Annotated in this window: 21 protein-coding genes; 9 read left to right on the top strand and 12 right to left on the bottom strand. The window is 40.7% G+C overall.

From position 1 onward, the window contains the following. Positions 1 to 210: 210 nt before the first annotated feature. From EC846_RS18365 to EC846_RS17425, 5 genes are all read right to left on the bottom strand, one after another. Positions 211 to 369 carry a hypothetical protein gene (locus EC846_RS18365; RefSeq protein WP_005259400.1) on the bottom strand — a complete coding sequence of 53 codons (159 nt, stop codon included), beginning with the start codon at positions 367 to 369 and terminating at the stop codon, positions 211 to 213. Between the two features lie 4 nt (positions 370 to 373). Next, the gene (locus EC846_RS17440) at positions 374 to 1,579 is read right to left on the bottom strand and encodes an RtcB family protein (RefSeq protein WP_123775899.1); all 1,206 of its coding nucleotides are present in this window, start codon (positions 1,577 to 1,579) and stop codon (positions 374 to 376) included. Between the two features lie 248 nt (positions 1,580 to 1,827). Next, on the bottom strand, positions 1,828 to 3,285 hold the full coding sequence (locus tag EC846_RS17435; protein WP_005259390.1) for an amino acid permease: 1,458 nt from the start codon (positions 3,283 to 3,285) through the stop codon (positions 1,828 to 1,830). A gap of 18 nt (positions 3,286 to 3,303) precedes the next feature. After that, the gene (locus EC846_RS17430; protein ID WP_123775898.1) at positions 3,304 to 4,320 is read right to left on the bottom strand and encodes a methyltransferase; all 1,017 of its coding nucleotides are present in this window, start codon (positions 4,318 to 4,320) and stop codon (positions 3,304 to 3,306) included. A 62-nt stretch (positions 4,321 to 4,382) separates the two neighbouring features. Beyond that, on the bottom strand, positions 4,383 to 5,741 hold the full coding sequence (locus EC846_RS17425; protein WP_009514998.1) for a uracil-xanthine permease family protein: 1,359 nt from the start codon (positions 5,739 to 5,741) through the stop codon (positions 4,383 to 4,385). 174 nt (positions 5,742 to 5,915) lie between these two features. Between EC846_RS17425 and typA the strand changes: the two genes are divergently transcribed. The 3 genes from typA (at position 5,916) to EC846_RS17410 (ending at position 8,880) form a co-directional block, all read left to right on the top strand. After that, positions 5,916 to 7,751, top strand: coding sequence for a translational GTPase TypA (typA, locus tag EC846_RS17420; RefSeq protein WP_123775897.1), 1,836 nt, complete (start codon positions 5,916 to 5,918; stop codon positions 7,749 to 7,751). Positions 7,752 to 7,995: 244 nt separating this feature from the next. Next, positions 7,996 to 8,427 carry a large conductance mechanosensitive channel protein MscL gene (gene mscL / locus EC846_RS17415; RefSeq protein ID WP_004775383.1) on the top strand — a complete coding sequence of 144 codons (432 nt, stop codon included), beginning with the start codon at positions 7,996 to 7,998 and terminating at the stop codon, positions 8,425 to 8,427. A gap of 120 nt (positions 8,428 to 8,547) precedes the next feature. Then, complete coding sequence (locus EC846_RS17410) at positions 8,548 to 8,880, top strand: gamma-glutamylcyclotransferase family protein (protein WP_123775896.1); 333 nt, start codon at positions 8,548 to 8,550, stop codon at positions 8,878 to 8,880. A gap of 43 nt (positions 8,881 to 8,923) precedes the next feature. On the opposite strand, the gene EC846_RS17405 is transcribed toward EC846_RS17410, so the two are convergent. Together EC846_RS17405 and mutM are read right to left on the bottom strand one after the other, a co-directional pair. Then, the gene (locus tag EC846_RS17405; RefSeq protein WP_004775379.1) at positions 8,924 to 9,214 is read right to left on the bottom strand and encodes a peptidylprolyl isomerase; all 291 of its coding nucleotides are present in this window, start codon (positions 9,212 to 9,214) and stop codon (positions 8,924 to 8,926) included. Positions 9,215 to 9,247: 33 nt separating this feature from the next. After that, complete coding sequence (mutM, locus tag EC846_RS17400) at positions 9,248 to 10,069, bottom strand: bifunctional DNA-formamidopyrimidine glycosylase/DNA-(apurinic or apyrimidinic site) lyase (protein ID WP_123775895.1); 822 nt, start codon at positions 10,067 to 10,069, stop codon at positions 9,248 to 9,250. Positions 10,070 to 10,275: 206 nt separating this feature from the next. On the opposite strand from mutM, the gene EC846_RS17395 reads away from it, so the two are divergent. Then, positions 10,276 to 12,405 carry a TonB-dependent receptor gene (locus EC846_RS17395; protein WP_123775894.1) on the top strand — a complete coding sequence of 710 codons (2,130 nt, stop codon included), beginning with the start codon at positions 10,276 to 10,278 and terminating at the stop codon, positions 12,403 to 12,405. Positions 12,406 to 12,449: 44 nt separating this feature from the next. On the opposite strand, the gene EC846_RS17390 is transcribed toward EC846_RS17395, so the two are convergent. The 5 genes from EC846_RS17390 to EC846_RS17370 form a co-directional block, all read right to left on the bottom strand. Beyond that, the gene (locus EC846_RS17390) at positions 12,450 to 13,253 is read right to left on the bottom strand and encodes a tetratricopeptide repeat protein (protein ID WP_123775893.1); all 804 of its coding nucleotides are present in this window, start codon (positions 13,251 to 13,253) and stop codon (positions 12,450 to 12,452) included. Between the two features lie 253 nt (positions 13,254 to 13,506). Further along, positions 13,507 to 14,229 carry a DsbC family protein gene (locus tag EC846_RS17385; protein ID WP_123775892.1) on the bottom strand — a complete coding sequence of 241 codons (723 nt, stop codon included), beginning with the start codon at positions 14,227 to 14,229 and terminating at the stop codon, positions 13,507 to 13,509. A gap of 83 nt (positions 14,230 to 14,312) precedes the next feature. Further along, positions 14,313 to 14,633, bottom strand: a complete 321-nt coding sequence (locus EC846_RS18530; RefSeq protein WP_123775902.1) for a low molecular weight protein tyrosine phosphatase family protein — start codon at positions 14,631 to 14,633, stop codon at positions 14,313 to 14,315. Between the two features lie 4 nt (positions 14,634 to 14,637). Next, positions 14,638 to 14,868, bottom strand: coding sequence for a hypothetical protein (locus EC846_RS17375; RefSeq protein WP_123775891.1), 231 nt, complete (start codon positions 14,866 to 14,868; stop codon positions 14,638 to 14,640). 89 nt (positions 14,869 to 14,957) lie between these two features. Continuing rightward, positions 14,958 to 15,680 (bottom strand): YgfZ/GcvT domain-containing protein, encoded by a 723-nt coding sequence (locus EC846_RS17370; RefSeq protein ID WP_123775890.1) that lies wholly within the window; start codon positions 15,678 to 15,680, stop codon positions 14,958 to 14,960. 187 nt (positions 15,681 to 15,867) lie between these two features. Between EC846_RS17370 and EC846_RS17365 the strand changes: the two genes are divergently transcribed. The 5 genes from EC846_RS17365 to EC846_RS17345 all read left to right on the top strand — a co-directional run bounded on the left by EC846_RS17365 (position 15,868) and on the right by EC846_RS17345 (position 17,998). Next, on the top strand, positions 15,868 to 16,314 hold the full coding sequence (locus EC846_RS17365) for an SRPBCC family protein (RefSeq protein ID WP_004775373.1): 447 nt from the start codon (positions 15,868 to 15,870) through the stop codon (positions 16,312 to 16,314). Between the two features lie 76 nt (positions 16,315 to 16,390). Beyond that, on the top strand, positions 16,391 to 16,729 hold the full coding sequence (locus EC846_RS17360) for a DUF2004 domain-containing protein (protein WP_123775889.1): 339 nt from the start codon (positions 16,391 to 16,393) through the stop codon (positions 16,727 to 16,729). Positions 16,730 to 16,753: 24 nt separating this feature from the next. Further along, positions 16,754 to 17,110, top strand: coding sequence for a DUF488 domain-containing protein (locus EC846_RS17355; protein WP_123775888.1), 357 nt, complete (start codon positions 16,754 to 16,756; stop codon positions 17,108 to 17,110). Positions 17,111 to 17,162: 52 nt separating this feature from the next. Next, the gene (locus EC846_RS17350) at positions 17,163 to 17,507 is read left to right on the top strand and encodes a zinc ribbon domain-containing protein YjdM (RefSeq protein ID WP_004775370.1); all 345 of its coding nucleotides are present in this window, start codon (positions 17,163 to 17,165) and stop codon (positions 17,505 to 17,507) included. A gap of 155 nt (positions 17,508 to 17,662) precedes the next feature. Further along, positions 17,663 to 17,998: a YegP family protein gene (locus EC846_RS17345; protein WP_004775368.1), complete on the top strand. Its 336-nt coding sequence runs from the start codon at positions 17,663 to 17,665 to the stop codon at positions 17,996 to 17,998. The last annotated feature ends 6 nt before the right edge of the window (positions 17,999 to 18,004 follow it).

The following is an 18,004-nucleotide window of genomic DNA, read 5'->3' as shown; positions in this document are numbered from 1 at the left end:
TAGGCTGTAATCTCGTTGTGTTCTTTTAACTATTGTTTTCATTACACTCTCCAAATTTAAGTTTAGAAAGTGTCAACCTTATCTAGGACGAGACAAACTGAATAAAAAAAGCGACTCGTCAGAGTCGCTTTTTTTATTTGAGGTATATACGTAATTAGACATTAGTAGCTCCTTTTTCTGTTCATTTGTTTAATGCATTGAGTGGATTGGTTACCAGCTTTGTTTTTTTAGCTGCTGTTTAGCATTTTGTCTATCACGACGGTGCTGTGCTCTCGGTTTTTCAGTTTCATGAACTCCACCTTTATGTAGTAAAGGGGAGAGTGCAACAGGATTGCGTACTTTGATTTTGGGCATTTCTTTCAGTTTCATAGAATTAACCTTTAATGCATAAAATTTGCTTGAGTGTGTGCACAATTTCGATCAAATCTGATTGGTTTGCCATAACTTGATCAATGTCTTTATATGCACCTGGAATTTCATCAATAACGCCACTGTCTTTTCGGCATTCGATACCTTGCGTTTGCTGAATCAAGTCATCTTGGCTGAAAAGTAGTTTTGCTTTGCTGCGACTCATCTTTCGTCCTGCGCCATGTGAACATGAGCAGAAGGATTCGGGATTGGCCTTACCTCTAACGATAAAGGAACGTGCACCCATGGAGCCTGGGATAATGCCTAATTCATCTAGGCCAGCACGAATGGCACCTTTCCGCGTAATCAGCAAGTCCTCCCCATAATGGTTTTCTTGGCTGACATAGTTGTGGTGGCAGTTAATTGCTTCTTTAGTCATCTGAAAGGGCGGTAGCAGCGGACGAATCGCCTCTAGAATCAGACGCATCATTTCACGTCTATTTTCAAAAGCATATTCTTGTGCCCACTCAACTGCTTCCACATAATCACTAAAGCTATTTGAACCTTCCGCAAAATAGCTCAAATCTTTATCTGGTACATGTCCAAATCGATGTTGAGCCTCTTTCTTGGCAAGTTCGATGAAATAAGTGCCAATCACATTGCCTAAACCACGGCTGCCTGAATGCAGCATTACCCAGACATCCTGATTTTCATCAAGGCAGAGCTCAATAAAGTGATTACCACCTCCTAAGGTACCGAGCTGTTTTTGCCAAGTCGCATCAAACTTCCTGAGCATGCGAACAAGGCCCTGATGTTTATTAATGATGGGTTGTAAGCGTTTTTCAAGTGGAATAATCGTTGAAGCTTTTGCTTTAACCTGCTTGTGTAATTCAAAGCCTACGGGGACTTTACGTTCGATCGCATGACGTAGTGGTGTGAGATTGTCTGGTAGCTGTGAGGCTTTTAAATTGAGCCGTATAGCATTCATACCACAACCAATATCCACACCGACAGCGGCAGGGATGATTGCATTTTTAGTGGGGATTACACTACCTACAGTGGCACCTTTGCCCACATGTACATCAGGCATCACGGCAATATGTGAATAAACAAATTGCAGTTGTGCCATTTTTTTCAGTTGTTCAATACTTTCGCTATCAATATCGTTCGTGAAGATTTTCACTGGAACGCCATATTGAGCATCGGCATTGAGTATTTTTTGTATGTCCATAAGATTCTCTCTTATTATTTTTTCTGTCCGAACAGGCATAAAAAAACCTAGCGAATGCCAGGTTAAATAAAGCATTCGGACAAGTGATCAATCGATTTGTACACTTGTCCGTGAGTCGACAGTGCCAAATCTTATCGTGTAGTTCCTGATTGTAATGGCATGCTGTCGTCCTCCTATTATGTGGTGTCGTTGAAAATATGAGCGAAATTCTACTCATATTTTCATTGGGGTCAAGTGAAAAGTATTTTTTATTCGCCTTCTTTCACATTCATGTCTTTATATGCAATCAGTTTGGTCTTGTGTTTCCACTTATAACCTAGCCAGATTGCCAAGAATAATGGAATGCTGATATAGGTTGAAACTAAACCTAACCAGTCAATTTTTCCACCAAGTAAAGCTTGGTAGTTTTGACCTAAAATAATGATTGAACAAAGAATAAATGCAAACCATGGGGCGAATGGGAAGAACTTGGCACGATAAGCTAGATCTTCAACTTTATAGCCTTGAGCGATATAACCTTTACGGAAACGGTAGTGTGAAATTGCAATTCCTAACCAGACAATGAAACCACACATACCAGACATGTTAAGTAGCCAGTTAAAGACTTGTTTCTCACCAATAAAGGTGGTTAAGAAGCACAGCGCTGCAACCGCAGTCGTCGCATAAAGTGCATTCATTGGTACACCACGGCCATCCAGTCTTGAGAACCACTTTGGTGCACGGCCTTCTTTTGCCATATCAAATAGCATACGGGTAGAAGAGTACATGCCTGAGTTACCCGCAGACAGAATTGCGCTGAGAATCACTGCATTCATTAAGCTGGCTGCAAAGGCGAAACCTGCTTTTTCATACAATAAAGTGAATGGTGAAAGGGCAATATCTTCGCTTTGAGCTGCTTTTAACAACAGTGGATCATCATAGCTGACTAATGTACCGATGATGAAAATACAAAGGATATAGAACAGTAGAATGCGCCAGAAGATTTGCTTGATTGCCAATGGAATGGTCTTTTTCGGATCTTTTGATTCACCTGCTGCAACCCCGACCATTTCAGTACCCTGAAAGGAGAATCCGGCAATCATGGCCACACCAATCAGTGCTTGGAACCCACCAACAAAAGGGGCTTCCTTATACGTCCAGTGCTGAAATACCGATACATTGGGTGTCATCATGATTTTAGCAATCATCCAGATACCAATGACGATAAACACAATAATGGCAACGACCTTGATTAAAGAGAATAAGAATTCACTTTCACCAAATCCTTTGACTGTTAAGGCGTTAATTCCAAAAATAATGGCAAGGAAGATGGCGCTCCAGTAGAACCCCGGGATATCGGGAAACCAGAACTTCATAATGAACTGTACTGCAACCAGTTCGAAAGCCACAGTAATAGCCCAGTTGTACCAGTAGTTCCAACCTAAGGCGAAACCAAAGCCATCTTCAACATAACGGCTGCCATAGGTAAAGAATGCACCAGACGTTGGATTATGCGTCGCTAATTCGCCTAAACTGGTCATCAAGAAATAAATCATGATACCGATCAGGGCATAAGCCAATAACGCACCACCAGGACCTGCATTGGCAATGGTTGAACCTGAAGCGAGGAATAAGCCTGTGCCGATCGATCCACCAATGGCAATCATGTTCAGGTGACGTGCCCCGAGCTTACGCTGTAGGTGTTGAGGAGCAGATGTATCGCTCATAAAAATTCCTTAAAATGTTTATTTTGCACAGGCATATAACACCTTGAATCCTTGTTGATCAGCTTTCACCATACATTGACCAAAACTTTGTTCAATGAGAGGGGGGTAGTTCAGAAAACGGTTTGCCACGATCCATAATTCACCTGAATTTTTCAGATGTACGCTGGCAAGTTGGCAAAGTTCTTCACTTGCATCGTAATTGGTATGAATCCCCTGATGAAAAGGTGGATTGCTTACGATCGCATCCAGATCTTTGGGCGCATCTCTAAAACCTGTAACTGGTTGTAGAGTTAACTGATTGAGATCCAGATTATTTTTCTGAAATGTCAGTTCAGTTGAACGTAAAGCAAATGCATCAACATCAAGTGCAAAAATTTGCTGGTTCTGATTTAGCTTGGCTAAATAAGCGCTAATAATTCCAGCACCACAACCAAAGTCGGCAATCTTACCTGATTTTACTTGACTAAGGTAAGGGACTAATACCGCTGTTCCGACATCTAAATGATCTTGACTAAAGACACCCGGCAGGGCACAGACCTTTAATTGATCCTGATCTATTTGAACTGTATAGCTTTTTAACCAATGTTCAAGTGGTTTCAACTGTTCAGTTTTTTCGATCTTCATTTGCCAAAATTGGCAGTGACGTGCGCTATCCAGCTTTAGCGTTTTACCATAGGGCTGTAGTTGTTTTGCTGCCCGTTCTACGCCGCCTTTCTTTTCACCGACGAGAAAAACATTTTGCCCAAGTTTGAGATGGCTCACCACAACATGCAGAATATAATTCAATAACTCTTTTGATTTAGGGACAAAAATTACAACCTGATCAAAGTTGGCTTGCGGAAACTCAACGGAAAAATGTGAGTGAATGCCAGCATTTTGAAAACCTTCATGATCGGCATAATTCCAAGTCCAAACCGATGCCTGAACCTGATCTGGTAAATTTTTTGCGAGCTGATCATTAGGCGCATTAATCAGTAAGACGTGCCCATTTAAATAATCTTGCTGTCTGATGACAACTTCACTACGTGGATCCATTTTGATCTCTCATCAAAAACAAAGCCCAGTCGTGAAACTGGGCACTTGAAGTTGTTTGTGGATTACTTATGTGTTTCAGGTAAAACAATATTTAAAATCAAGGCTGCGATACCGCCTGTTGCCACACCTGAGCTAAAAATATTTTTAAATAACTCTGGCAAGTGCTCAAGGATTTGAGGAACTTGAGCAACACCGAGGCCGAGAGCAAGTGAAATGGCAATAATCAGCAAGGCACGACGATCAAGATGAATACTTGAAAGAATGTTGATGCCAGAAGCAGCAACTGCACCAAACATGACCATCACAGCGCCACCCAGTACCGCTTGAGGTACGGCTTGAATCACGGCTGCAACAGCAGGGAATAAGCCCAGAATAATCAGTAATACCGCAATCCAGATCCCTACATAGCGACTTGCGACACCTGTAAGTTGAATTACACCATTATTTTGTGCAAACACTGAACTTGGGAAGGTATTGAAGATCCCTGCCAAGAATGAGTTGGCGCCGTTTACCAGTACACCACCTTTGATTCGTTGCATCCAGACTGGACCATCAACAGGCTGATTAGAAATTTTACTGGTTGCGGTTACATCACCAATTGCTTCAAGGGATGTCACCAAATAAATAAATGCCATCGGAATGAACAAGCTCCAAGAGAAACTCAATCCAAAATGCATTGGTGTAGGAATTTGAACTAAAGGTGCATCTTGTAGCACAGCAAAGTTTAAATGTCCCATGAAGCCTGCAAGGATATAACCGATCACTAAAGCAATGAGAATGGCTGAACTTTTGACCCAGATAATTCGAATACGGTTAAGAAGGATAATAATAGCCAGCACACTACATGACATGATCAGGTTATCGGCATTGGCAAAAGTATTGTCCTGCATTGCAGTATAACCACCGCCCATGCTGATCAGACCTTCTTTAATTAAAGTTAAACCAATCAGAAGTACAACAATGCCTGTCACCAATGGTGTAATCAGCTTTTTCACCCATGGTAAAATTCGAGAAACACCCATTTCAATGAATGAACCCGCAATGACGACACCAAAAATGGCAGCCATCACTTGTTCAACTGGCGTGCCTGCCGCAACCATTGCGCTACCAATACCGATGATCGGGCCAATAAAATTAAAACTTGTGCCTTGAACAATTAAAAGTCCTGCACCAAATGGGCCAACTTTTTTACATTGTAAGAATGTTGCGATACCCGAGATGATCAATGACATGGAAAGGATCATGTTGGTATCTTCGCGAGAGACGCCAAGTGCCAGACAAATCAATAATCCAGGGGTAACAATCGGGACTAAAATCGCCAAAAGATGCTGTAAAGCGGCTAAAAATGCAACAAAAGGTTTCGGTCGGTCATTGAGTCCGTAGACCAGATCAAGCTGCTGCTGAGGTTGTGAATTCGACATGGGAGTATAAAAAGCGAGAGGCATTAGCCCAATATTCTAATAGAGTTAGCTCGCTTTACCAACGATTCAATGACACTTCGTCAGAAAAAAAGTGCACTGTCAATAAACTGTCACTACTAAAGTGTAGTATTTTTCTGTATAATTTGCCCTCAAATTTAAAGCGTATCGAATTACATGTCAGATATTAAAACTCTCCGTAACATTGCCATTATTGCGCACGTCGATCATGGTAAGACGACTTTAGTCGACAAACTTTTACAACAATCAGGTGCTCTTGGTGATCGCGCAGGCGAGATTGAACGTGTTATGGATTCTAACGCGCTTGAGTCTGAACGTGGTATTACCATTCTTGCAAAAAACACTGCAATCAAATGGTTAGATGCACGTACAAACACCGAATACCGCATTAACATCGTGGACACCCCGGGACACGCCGACTTCGGTGGTGAAGTGGAACGTGTAATGTCGATGGTTGACTGTGTATTACTTCTTGTTGACTCTCAAGAAGGTCCAATGCCACAAACTCGTTTCGTAACGCAAAAAGCGTTCGCGCGTGGTTTGAAGCCAATCGTGATTATCAACAAAGTCGACAAGCCAAGTGCGCGTCCAGACTGGGTAATTGATCAAGTTTTTGATTTATTTGATAACTTGGGCGGTACAGACGAACAGTTAGATTTCCCAGTTGTTTATGCTTCTGGTCTTCGTGGTGTTGCAGGTCCTTCACCAGAAGAATTAGCGGAAGATATGACGCCGTTGTTCCAAACAATTGTAGATATTGTTGAACCACCAGCAGTTGATGTTGATGGTCCATTCCAAATGCAGATTTCATCACTTGACTATAACAGTTTCGTAGGTGTTATCGGTGTTGGCCGTATTCAACGTGGTTCTGTAAAATTAAATACACCTGTTACTGTTATCGATAAAGATGGCAATACACGTAATGGTCGTATCTTAAAAATCATGGGTTACCATGGTTTAGAGCGTGTTGATGTTGAATCGGCTTCAGCTGGTGACATTATCTGTATTACTGGTATTGATGCATTAAACATTTCTGACACGATTTGTGATCCTAAAAATGTTGAAGCATTACCAGCATTGTCTGTAGATGAACCGACTGTATCGATGACTTTCCAAGTAAACAACTCACCGTTTGCTGGTAAAGAAGGTAAATTCGTTACTTCACGTAACATCCGTGAACGTCTTGACCGTGAATTGATTCACAACGTAGCACTTCGTGTTGAAGATACTGACAGCCCAGACCGTTTCAAGGTTTCAGGCCGTGGTGAACTTCACCTTTCAGTTTTAATTGAAAACATGCGTCGTGAAGGCTTCGAAATGGGCGTATCACGTCCACAAGTAATCATCAAAGAAATTGATGGTGAAAGACAAGAGCCTTACGAAAACGTAACTTTTGACGTTGAAGAACAGCATCAAGGCGCTGTAATGGAACAAATGGGTCACCGTAAAGGCGAGATGACCAATATGGAAGTTGACGGTAAAGGCCGTATCCGTATTGAAGCAACTGTACCTTCACGTGGTTTGATCGGTTTCCGTTCTGAATTCTTGACCATGACTTCTGGTACAGGGATCATGACTTCAAGCTTCTCGCATTATGGTCCTGTTAAACAAGGTACTGTTGCGAAACGTCAAAACGGTGTATTGATTTCTATGGTTCAAGGTACTTGCTTGGGCTATGCATTGTTCAGCTTACAAGATCGTGGTCGTTTGTTCGCTAAACCGCAGTTAGAAGTTTATGAAGGTATGATCGTGGGTATTAACTCGCGTTCAGACGATATGGTTGTAAACCCGACTAAGGCGAAACAATTAACTAACGTTCGTGCATCTGGTACAGATGATGCTTTAACTTTAGTACCTGCAATTGAATATACGCTTGAACAAGCGCTTGAATTCATTGAAGATGATGAGTTAGTTGAAGTAACACCAAAATCGATTCGTATCCGTAAGCGTTACTTAACTGAAAACGAACGTAAACGTAATCGTGATAAATAATTTTTCTTCGTGAAAAATGCAAAAACCGCTAAATTTATTTAGCGGTTTTTTTATGCCTTTAAATCCATTGGGATGAGTTCTATAAGTTCATCTTTTTATTGGGATAAAATATGTTGTTAAAGTGTGAAATGACTTTCTTTTTTCCATAAAAATATTAAATTATCTTCATTATGATGAATAACTGCGTCTGTGTAATAAACAATGCAAAAACAGGCTGCGATCAAGTTCAACTCTGGAGAGTGATATGAGTATTATTAAAGAATTTAAAGAGTTTGCCATCAAAGGCAATATGATGGATTTAGCGATTGGTGTCATCATTGGTGGTGCTTTCGGTAAAATCATTGACTCATTGGTAAAAGATATTGTGATGCCAGTGATTTCATGGATCTTGGGTGGTGAAGTGGACTACACCAATTGGTTCCTGATCTTGGGCGATAACCCAACCAACATTACAACACTCAAAGCGGCACAAGATGCTGGATTGAACGTATTTGCATATGGTAACTTCTTAACCATCTTGATTAACTTCCTGCTATTGGCTTGGGTCGTATTCTTGTTGGTGAAAGTGATGAACCGTATTCGTAAGCAAGAAGAAGCGGCGCCTGAGCCAGAAGCTACACCAGAAGATGTTCAATTGTTGCGTGAAATTCGTGATGAATTGAAAAAGCAAGGCTGATCAATCAGCGTATGAAAAAACGGTATCCTAGATGCCGTTTTTTATTGTCGGCAAAATAGATAGAGGACGATGCACATTTTCATTTTAAGATACTGTGCAGATTAAAAAGGGGGGAGATTGATGAATCGATTATTTGTATATGGCACTTTATGTCCAAATCGCGAAAATGCACATATTTTAGGGGAGGTTGGGGGAGACTGGCAGCCTGCTATGGTTCATGGAACCATTCATATCCTTGACTGGGGGCCAGATCAAGGTTTGCCTGCAATCGTTTTAAACCCGAATGACCCTTTGGTTGAAGGCTATTTGTTTAGTACTGAAAAACTAGAACAGAACTGGCAAATGCTGGATGATTTTGAAGGCCTGCAATATCAAAGAGTACAAACTCAAGTCCAGTTAGCAACAGATGAAACCATTACCGCATGGACTTATGTCATGAAAGAACAAGAGTAGTTGGAAAAAAGTGAGCTTAACGGCCAGTTTAAGCTCGATCTACCTACCTTAAATTTCCCATACGGAATTTAACTTCCAATAGATGAAAACCAAACTGGCTTTTTACAGGGCCATGTAAAACCCGTTCTGCTGCAGTAAATACCAATTTATCAATGACAGGAACCAACTGACCTTTTCTCACTTCACCGAGCTCGCCACCACGTTTGGCAGAGTTGCAGGTAGAATATTGCTTGGCAATTTTGGCAAAATCAGCACCTGACTGAATACGCTTTTTTAGCTGTTCAGCCAGATCTTTATCTTTTACGAGAATATGTCGAACAATTGCAGTTTGCATAAAGTTGTTCTCCTTCAATACATCTTAAATCGTTTAGGTTTTCTTTCGCTTTAAAGGCTGGCATTGTGGGCAGAATACACTGGCACGTTGACCTAACTTCAAGTTTTCCAATGTGGTCTCGCAATTAACGCACATTTCTCCAGCACGACCATAAGCGAGGAGGGTTTGTTGGAAATATCCGTTTTCACCCATCGCATTACTGTAATCACGTAAAGTTGAACCACCTAATTCAATGGCTTGTTTTAAGATGCGTTTAACTTCGATCACCAGCTTTTCCACTTGTACCTTAGTTAACGTAGACGCTGGTTGTGCTGGATGCACGCCAATATTGAACAGGCTTTCAGTTGCATAAATATTGCCAACACCAACCACTACATGGTTATCCATTAAAGCAATTTTAATGCCGACATTTTTTTTACTGAGCTTTTCACGCAGATAATTGGCATTAAAATCTTCACTCAGAGGTTCTGGACCTAGTGTATCAATCAGCTTGCTTTGATTATCTGAATCGAGCCAAAGAATACAACCAAAACGCCGTGGATCATGATAACGGAGCTGTTGATCTTCAAAGTCAATGATGAGGTGATCGTGCTTTCTCAATTCATCATTCGGCTGGCACAGGCGGAAACTACCTGACATACCTAAATGCCAAAGCATCTGATCTTGTTCAAATTCGGCCAGAATATATTTGGAACGACGCTTAAGCGCTGTTAAACGTTGCCCCACCAATCTTTCCAGATCATTGGGGATGGGCCAGCGTAAGCTCGAATTAAAGACTTGAACAGCTTGAACGCGTTGCTCTAATAGCGGGAGTAAACTGGTTTTAGTAGTTTCAACTTCAGGAAGTTCGGGCATGGTGTACTCAAGTTGTTTCAACAACAATACAATGAGGGCAAATGTTTGACTTACAATTATGCAGGTATTTAATTTTATTTGCTAATCTAGGCCAATCTTAATCTTGACCGTTGTAGCAAGGGTTAAATATGTAAGATAAATATAAAATAATCATAATCTTACTTTTTACACTCCGCTTTTTATTTTTTGAGAAATAAGGAATCTTCATGCCTTCATTGAAAATTAACCTCCTCTATGGTTGCGTAGCCATGTGCATGGGGGCAGGTAGCTCTTTTACATGGGCCGCTGAGTCTGATTCAGAGTCAACGGTGCAACTTCCGACAATTAAAGTTGAAGCAACACGTACAGATACCACTTATATGGAAACGCCTGCATCAATTTTTAGAGTCGATATCCCTAAAAATGATCAATCAGCGCAGGTCAATTTAACCGAAGTTGTTAAAGGCATTCCAAGCGTTCAGTTACGTAATCGGGAAAACTATGCGCAAGATTTGCAGCTCTCGATGCGTGGTTTTGGTGCACGTTCAACATTTGGTGTGCGCGGAATTCGTTTATATACTGATGGTATTCCAGCAACGATGCCAGATGGTCAAGGTCAAACCTCAAATATTGATTTGGGGAGCTTGAGCCATCTTGAAGTTTTAACGGGGCCATTTTCATCGCTGTATGGTAACTCATCGGGTGGGGCGATTTTGGCGACAACTCGAGAGGGGCAGGGTAAAGACTCTATTGAGATGAGTTATGCGGGTGGCAGTCATAATAAAAATCGTGCAGGTATCGTGTTACAGGGTGGCGCTAAAAACCAGAATGAACCGAGTTATATCGTCAGCTCCTCTTATTTTGATACCGATGGCTATCGTGATCATAGTGGCGCAAATAAAGTTTTAAGCAATGCCAAGCTGACATGGAATCTCGATGATGGTAGTAAGATCAACTGGGTCACGAACTATGTCAAGATTGATGCAGATGATCCAGGCGGTTTAACCCGTGCTGATTGGGAAAAGAATCCCAAACAGGTTGCTAAAAATGTTTTGGATTACAATGCTCGCAAAACAATTGATCAAACTCAGACAGGTTTGACTTGGTCAAAACCACTTAATGATCAAAATGAACTGTATGCGATGACTTATATTGGGCAACGTCAGGTAACACAATACCAGTCTATTCCAGATACGGTACAGAAGAATCCAAACACACCCTATCAAGCTGGTGGCGTGATTGATTTTAAGCGTGATTATTATGGTGCTGATTTCCGCTGGACAGGAAAAGATTTATTACCGAATACCCAATTCAGTGCGGGTGTTGCGATCGATGCAATGAACGAAGATCGACAAGGCTATCAAAACTTTAATGATGCGGGTGATAAAGGTATAAAAGGTGCTGTGCGCCGTGATGAACGCAATACTTTGTGGAATGTAGATCCTTATCTACAAGCATCTTGGTCTTTTTTACCAACCATGCGTTTAGATACAGGGGTACGTTATAGCAATGTACATTACAAGTCGAAAGATCATTATATCATTGGTCTGAACGGTGATAACAGCGGTAAGACAACTTATGAAGAAGTGTTACCTTCGGTTGCGTTAAGCTGGCAAATCATCCCAGAAGTGCTGGCTTACGCGAGCTACGCCAAAGGGTTTGAAACACCGACTTTTACTGAAATGGCTTATCCTGCACAAGGTGGCGCAAGTACGCTTGATTTAAAACCATCGAAAAGTGATAACTATGAACTCGGTTTAAAATCTTCAAATATGCTGGGTGATTTTAACTTGGCGACCTTCTATATCGAAACCAAAGATGACATTGTGGCAGCCGAAAGCATGGGTGGCCGTGCGACATTCCGCAATGCAGATAAAACCCTACGTAAAGGTGTTGAATTTGCATGGAATAAGAAGCTTTGGAAAGACTTAGCAGTGAATGCGAGTTATGCATATTTAGATGCAACTTTTGATTCGAAAGTGCCTGCGATTGGGAAAGTTGCAGAAATTCCTGAAGGTAATGCAATTCCTGGAATCGCTAAGAATCAAGCCTTTATTGGCTTAGCGTGGCAGCCAGAGCAAGGTTTCTATGCGGGACTTGATACCCAGTTTATGGATAAGGTCTATGTCAATGATATCAATAGTGATGCTGCTGCAAGCTATACTGTGGCATCGATCTATACGGGTTATGCATGGAAACATGCTGATTGGGGCATTAATGGCTTTGCGCGCGTAGATAACCTGTTCGATAAAAACTATGCTGGTTCTGTGATTGTCAACGAAGGAAGCAGCCGTTTCTTTGAACCAGCCGATGGTCGTAACTGGAGTGCGGGAATTAAAGTAAGTAAGCAATTCTAAGTTATATACAGCAGCACTTGCATAGTGAAGTGCTGCTGCATAAATTATTTTTTAGGTGTCTGAGCTGCCGCAGCTTTTTTCGCAGCAATCGCTTCATCAACTTTAGCTAAAGACTCTTTTGCATTCGGATAATTCTGCTTAGCTAAGCCACTGAAAATTGATCTGGATTCCTCCAGATTTTGTGTAACAATCCCGCCATTCGCTAGCATATTTCCTAATACCATTAGAGAAGGTGCATATCCTTTTTTCGCTAAATCTTTAAGTGTTTCAACTGACTGTTGCTGCATAAATGGATTTTTGTTCTTTACCCCCAAGCTTAAATCATAAATCGCTTTTAAATGCACAGCTGGGTAATAGTTCTTTCTTAACAAGGGTAATAGTTTTTGCACAGCCATCTGGTCGTATTCGGGCTTACCTTGTCTGAATAATATATTTGCAGATTCAACAATCGCTTCTTCTGAACCTTGATTCGAAGCTTTATCCAAATACTCTTTATATTTCTGATCGCTTTTTGCAACACCTAGATCACCTGTGTGATAGAGCTGGGCAAGCGTGAAACTGGCTTTGCCATAGCCCTTGTTAGATGCATCCTGATAGTATTGCAAAGCCTTTCTATCGTCCTTATTTGTTCCTTGCCCCATCTGGTGCATATAACCGAGGTTATAAATCGCTTGGGTATTTCCTGTATCTGCTAGACGGTGCATTTCCTGAAAGGCAGCATTGTAGTCTTTTGCTTCATAGAGTTGAGTGGCTTTTGCAAACACATCAGTGGCAGCATTTTTACTGTCAGCGGCGAAGGCAGTATGGCTTGCAAGGGTGATTAAACTCGCAATGAGCAATTTTTTCATCTTTATTTTTCCTTTCTCATGTTGATCTGCTTTCATCCTTTGCATAGCAGAACTCAATATGCTGTTCTCATCATAAAAGCTTGCGGCAAAATGTAAATAAGGAATTTGTATAAATCTTGGCAGGGGGAAAAGCGAGTTTTGATCTTTTTATTTTTATAATTTATTTAAAATCAAATGTGTATAATTGATTTTTTAGAGAGCGACTTGCGACTCCTTGCTGGCAAAAGAGTCAACAAGCCTCCATATTTTATCTTTATTTCTTGCTGCTAGCTTCTTGTAAAAGCTGTTCAATCTGCTCAGCATTTTGCGGGCTACCTGAGAGTCTCATTCCATTTTGCAGGAATAATGTGGGTGTTCCATCAATTTGTAGCTTCTGTCCTAAGGCTAAATTTTTCTGTATAGGTGTCTCGCATTGAGTCGCACTTTTTGGTGCTTTGCGATGCAACATATAATCTTCCCAAGCCTCATATTGATTTTTAGCACACCAGATTTTATTGGCAACAGCTTCAGCTTTAGGATGTAAATTTTTAAGTGGGAACAAGAACAAATAGACGGTGACATTGTCTATTGAGGTCATATTCTGCTCAAGCTTTTGGCAATAAGGGCAATCAGGATCGCTAAACACATAGAGCGTGCGTTCGCCTTTACCTTTTACATATTTAATCGCTTGGTCAAGGGGGAGTTGCTTAACATCAATCTTACTTAACTCGGCTAAGCGATCTTCGGTCAGATTCTTTTTGTTTTGTACATCGAGTAAATTACCGAAAAAAAGATATTTGGCTGTTTCATCGGTATAGATAATTTTACCTGCTGCATAAACTTCATAAATTCCGGGTAATGGTGATGCATTTACTGATTTAACCAGAATCTCTGGATAATTTTTTTTGAAGTTTTGTTCAAGCGTTTTACTGTCCGCATGGACTGTTTGTAAACCGATCAGACTCAAGGTGAGTGCTGAAAGTAGTGTTTTGATCATTATTTTCATTAGAAATCAGTTGAGTTGAGGATAGATGAACAATACCGCTCATTTCTATTTTCGACAAGAACGGGATTTCAACTTTATTTTAAATAGGGCTGTAATGCTAAATGTAGTAATTCAATTAGTTCAGGATCCATATATTGATAGTCGTCAGGGATGTCGAGGACAAAGACTTTTTTATGTAGTAGTAGTTTTGAGAACTTTTCTTTAATTTGTTGTTTATGGCGGGATTCCATCACAAAAATTTGATCCGCCCAAGCAATGTCTCTTGATGAAATAGTATGTTTAGCGTGGCGGCTAGTGCCTGCTGAACGGGTATGTAGACCATACCCTTGAGCGAAAATACGTTCAGCTGTTGGACTGCGCCATTGATTACGACTGCAAATGAAGAGGGTGTTCAGTATCTTAAATCCAATAATTGAAATGGGCTTCGCGTAAAAATTTTGCTTTGGAAATTCGTGGGTATTCGATTCCTAATTGTTTGGCACGTGCAAGTTTATCTTGTCGTGTATAGAGATATTTCCATTGTTTAGTCGGTCTCCAGCAAAGAGAAGTATGCCGACAGTCTCGCCCACGAAATAGAAATTTTTGTTTACGGCGCCATGCTCGATTACGTTGTTGTGATAAATCATCCATATTAAAAAACTCATGAGTTGATCGGGTTCAGCAGCCGCGATAACACATGAGTTTTCAATATAAAACTAAAGCTTAATTTTTACAAGTGACTAGCTTGGACGAGCCACATCTCCATTTAATGCTTCAGGCAAGTCCAAAACAGTGACGCCAAGTTCTGACAGTGCAGCAGGTTTGGCAATCACAAGCGCTAGATAGCCATCTTCAAATGCGATGCTATTGACCACTTCAACATCTTTGCTCAGTTGGGTGGCAGGTGCTGGCACATCCGCTTGAGCCTGTATAAGGTGTAACCAGTGTTTTGGTTTTGCTTTAAACCAAAGACGTGCCACGATTTCCTGACCTAGGTAACAGCCTTTATCGAAATGGACACCATCACGTTGATGCAGGCGTAATTCTTGTGGTTGGAACAAGTGTTCAGTACTTTGCTGAACCCATGCTTGTCCAGATTGAATCGCTTGAATTTGCCAAGCATTGATATCTATTTCTGTTGAAGAAAAATCGGTTTGAATACCATTGACTGTTGGGAAAACCGAGCCTGTTTCTTCTAATTTCATTTTGGAAAAAGCACCAAACTTTTTAATATGCTTGGCAAACTCTTCGGCTTGGTCTTGAGTGGTCACTAACTCGAAACTTTCTGGATTTAATTTTTTAATCCATAGGCCAAAATGAATACGACCTTTTAAATCACAAATAGCAGTATAGCGACTTTCATTTTCTGGTAAGCGTTCAACATGAATGGTGACTTGGCCTTGTAAAAATTTTTGCGCATCTACACCATTTAAGCTAAAAGCAGTAAAAGCAAGTTGACTCATAGATCAATCCTAAGCTGCATTCTGATCACTAAAATATGGACTGTTATTTTGCGCCATTTTTCACAAAAAAGCAGCTTTAGATTCTCGATAATCGTGTTCAAATGAAAGATCAGTGGCATAGCATTCACATGCCAAGTCGCTATGATAAATCGACCAAACACAATGATCGTGATATGGGAGAACAATAATGACTGGAACAGTAAAACTACATCGAGTATTAAGTGCGCCCCCTGCGCGTGTTTTTAAAGCCTTTCTTGATCCTGACGCGCTGGTAAAATGGCTACCACCGCATGGATTTACCGCAAAAGTTCACCATCTGGATCCACAGGAAGGTGGAACTTATAAAATGTCATTTACCAATTTTTCGACAGGACGTAGCCATTCATTTGGTGGGAAATATATTAAAATTGTCCCGAATGAGCTGCTGCGTTATACCGATAGATTCGATGATCCAAATTTGCCTGGTGATATTCAGGTCACGATTGAGCTAAAAGCCGTTGCTGTAGGTACAGAGGTGCATATTACGCAAGCTGGTATACCAGATGTGATTCCTGTAGAAGCCTGTTATCTGGGGTGGCAAGAATCTTTGTATTTATTAGGCTTGTTGGTTCAAGCGGATATACCTGACGAATAAAGACTTTCGTTAAGTAAAATCGGTTGAGTGAGAAAAACAAAAAATATTGGATGAATAAATTAAATTGGGGAATCAAATGTCTGAGCAAGCAATTGTTAAAGGACGAGAACAGCTTGCGCGTGTTGCAATGCGGGCTGCTTTAGAAAATCATCAAGCAGAAGATAGTGTGGAGTTATTTATCCAGCATCATCTTGAAGAAATTGAGCCTGATTATTGGAAAAAATATTCTGGAAGCGCCGTACCTACACCGTTACAGGTTCTGGATTTATTGGTATTGGCCGCCCCATGGGAAAGTGATGAGATCGATAGCCGTGAAATGCTGGATTTCACTTTGCCGGATGAGATTACCCAATATGTGATTTGTGTCAGCTTTGATGCGAAAGGTCAGGTGATTGATATTTCAATGGAAAGCTAAGCAGAAGCCCAACAGGAGAGTAATGTGCTGATTGCAATTAAACGTATTTATGATCCTGTTGCAGCAACTGACGGTCAGCGTGTTCTGGTTGATCGGTTGTGGCCCCGAGGGATTTCCAAAGAGCGTGCACAGCTGGATTTATGGCTTAAGGACATTGCGCCTTCTACTGAATTAAGAAAGGCGTTTTGTCATAAAGCTGAGCATTGGTTGAGTTTTCAGGAAGGTTATTATCAGGAGCTTGAAGGCAATCCATATGTAAATGAACTCAGACAGATGGCGGAACATGAACAGTTAACTTTGATTTATGCGGCTAAAGATCCTGAGTTAAACCATGCGCTGGTCTTAAAGAATTATTTGCTTGGGAAGGACATTCAAGCTTAAAGTTTTGAAAAAAGGCATCTATCCCTCATAATAGCCTTTTTGAGATTTTTTTATGTCTTTTCCAAATTGCCCACAATGTCAATCAGAATATACTTATCAAGATGGCGATTTATTGATTTGCCCAGAGTGCTCACATGAGTGGAAAGAAGGCGAGAGTCAGGCTACTGAAGTACAAGACATTATTAAAGATGCAAATGGCAATGTTTTAGCCGATGGGGATAGCGTCACTGTTGTCAAAGATTTGAAAATTAAGGGTTCATCATCTGTTGTTAAAGTGGGTACCAAAGTAAAAAGTATTCGTTTGGTACCAGATGCAAGCGATGGTCATAACATTGATTGTAAAATTGATGGCGTCGGTGCAATGAAACTGAAGTCTGAATTTGTGAAAAAAGTTTAATTAAATAGACTTGGAAAGGAGCATATAAATGCTCCTTTTTATTCATTACATAAATTACCAAAAACGAACAAAATTTAATCTTCTTAAACGGCAATTGCTGATCTATATTGGATGAGATAACAATCAAAATGTAACTCCAATAAATAGAGGTCCTTATGGCAGGATGGTTCGAAGTAAGTCAGGCAAGCGATGGGCAATACCGTTTTGTACTCAAAGCAGGAAATGGTGAGCCAGTTTTAAACAGTGAATTATATAAAACCAAAGCAGCGGCAATGAATGGCATTGCATCTGTTCAGAAAAATAGTCCAGATGATGCCCGTTATGAGCGTTTAACTTCAAAAAATGACAAGCCTTATTTTAATTTAAAAGCAGCGAATCATCAGGTGATTGGTACCAGTCAGCTTTATGCTAGTGAGCAGTCTCGTGACAAGGGCATTGAATCTGTCAAAAATAATGGCCCATCTGAAACAGTAAAAGATTTAACCGTGTAATTAAGC

The organism is Acinetobacter sp. BIGb0102, from assembly GCF_003815055.1.
Taxonomy (GTDB): Bacteria; Pseudomonadota; Gammaproteobacteria; order Pseudomonadales; family Moraxellaceae; genus Acinetobacter; species Acinetobacter vivianii.
Note: the sequence above shows the minus strand (reverse complement) of the source record. Positions and strands in the feature narration are given on the sequence as shown.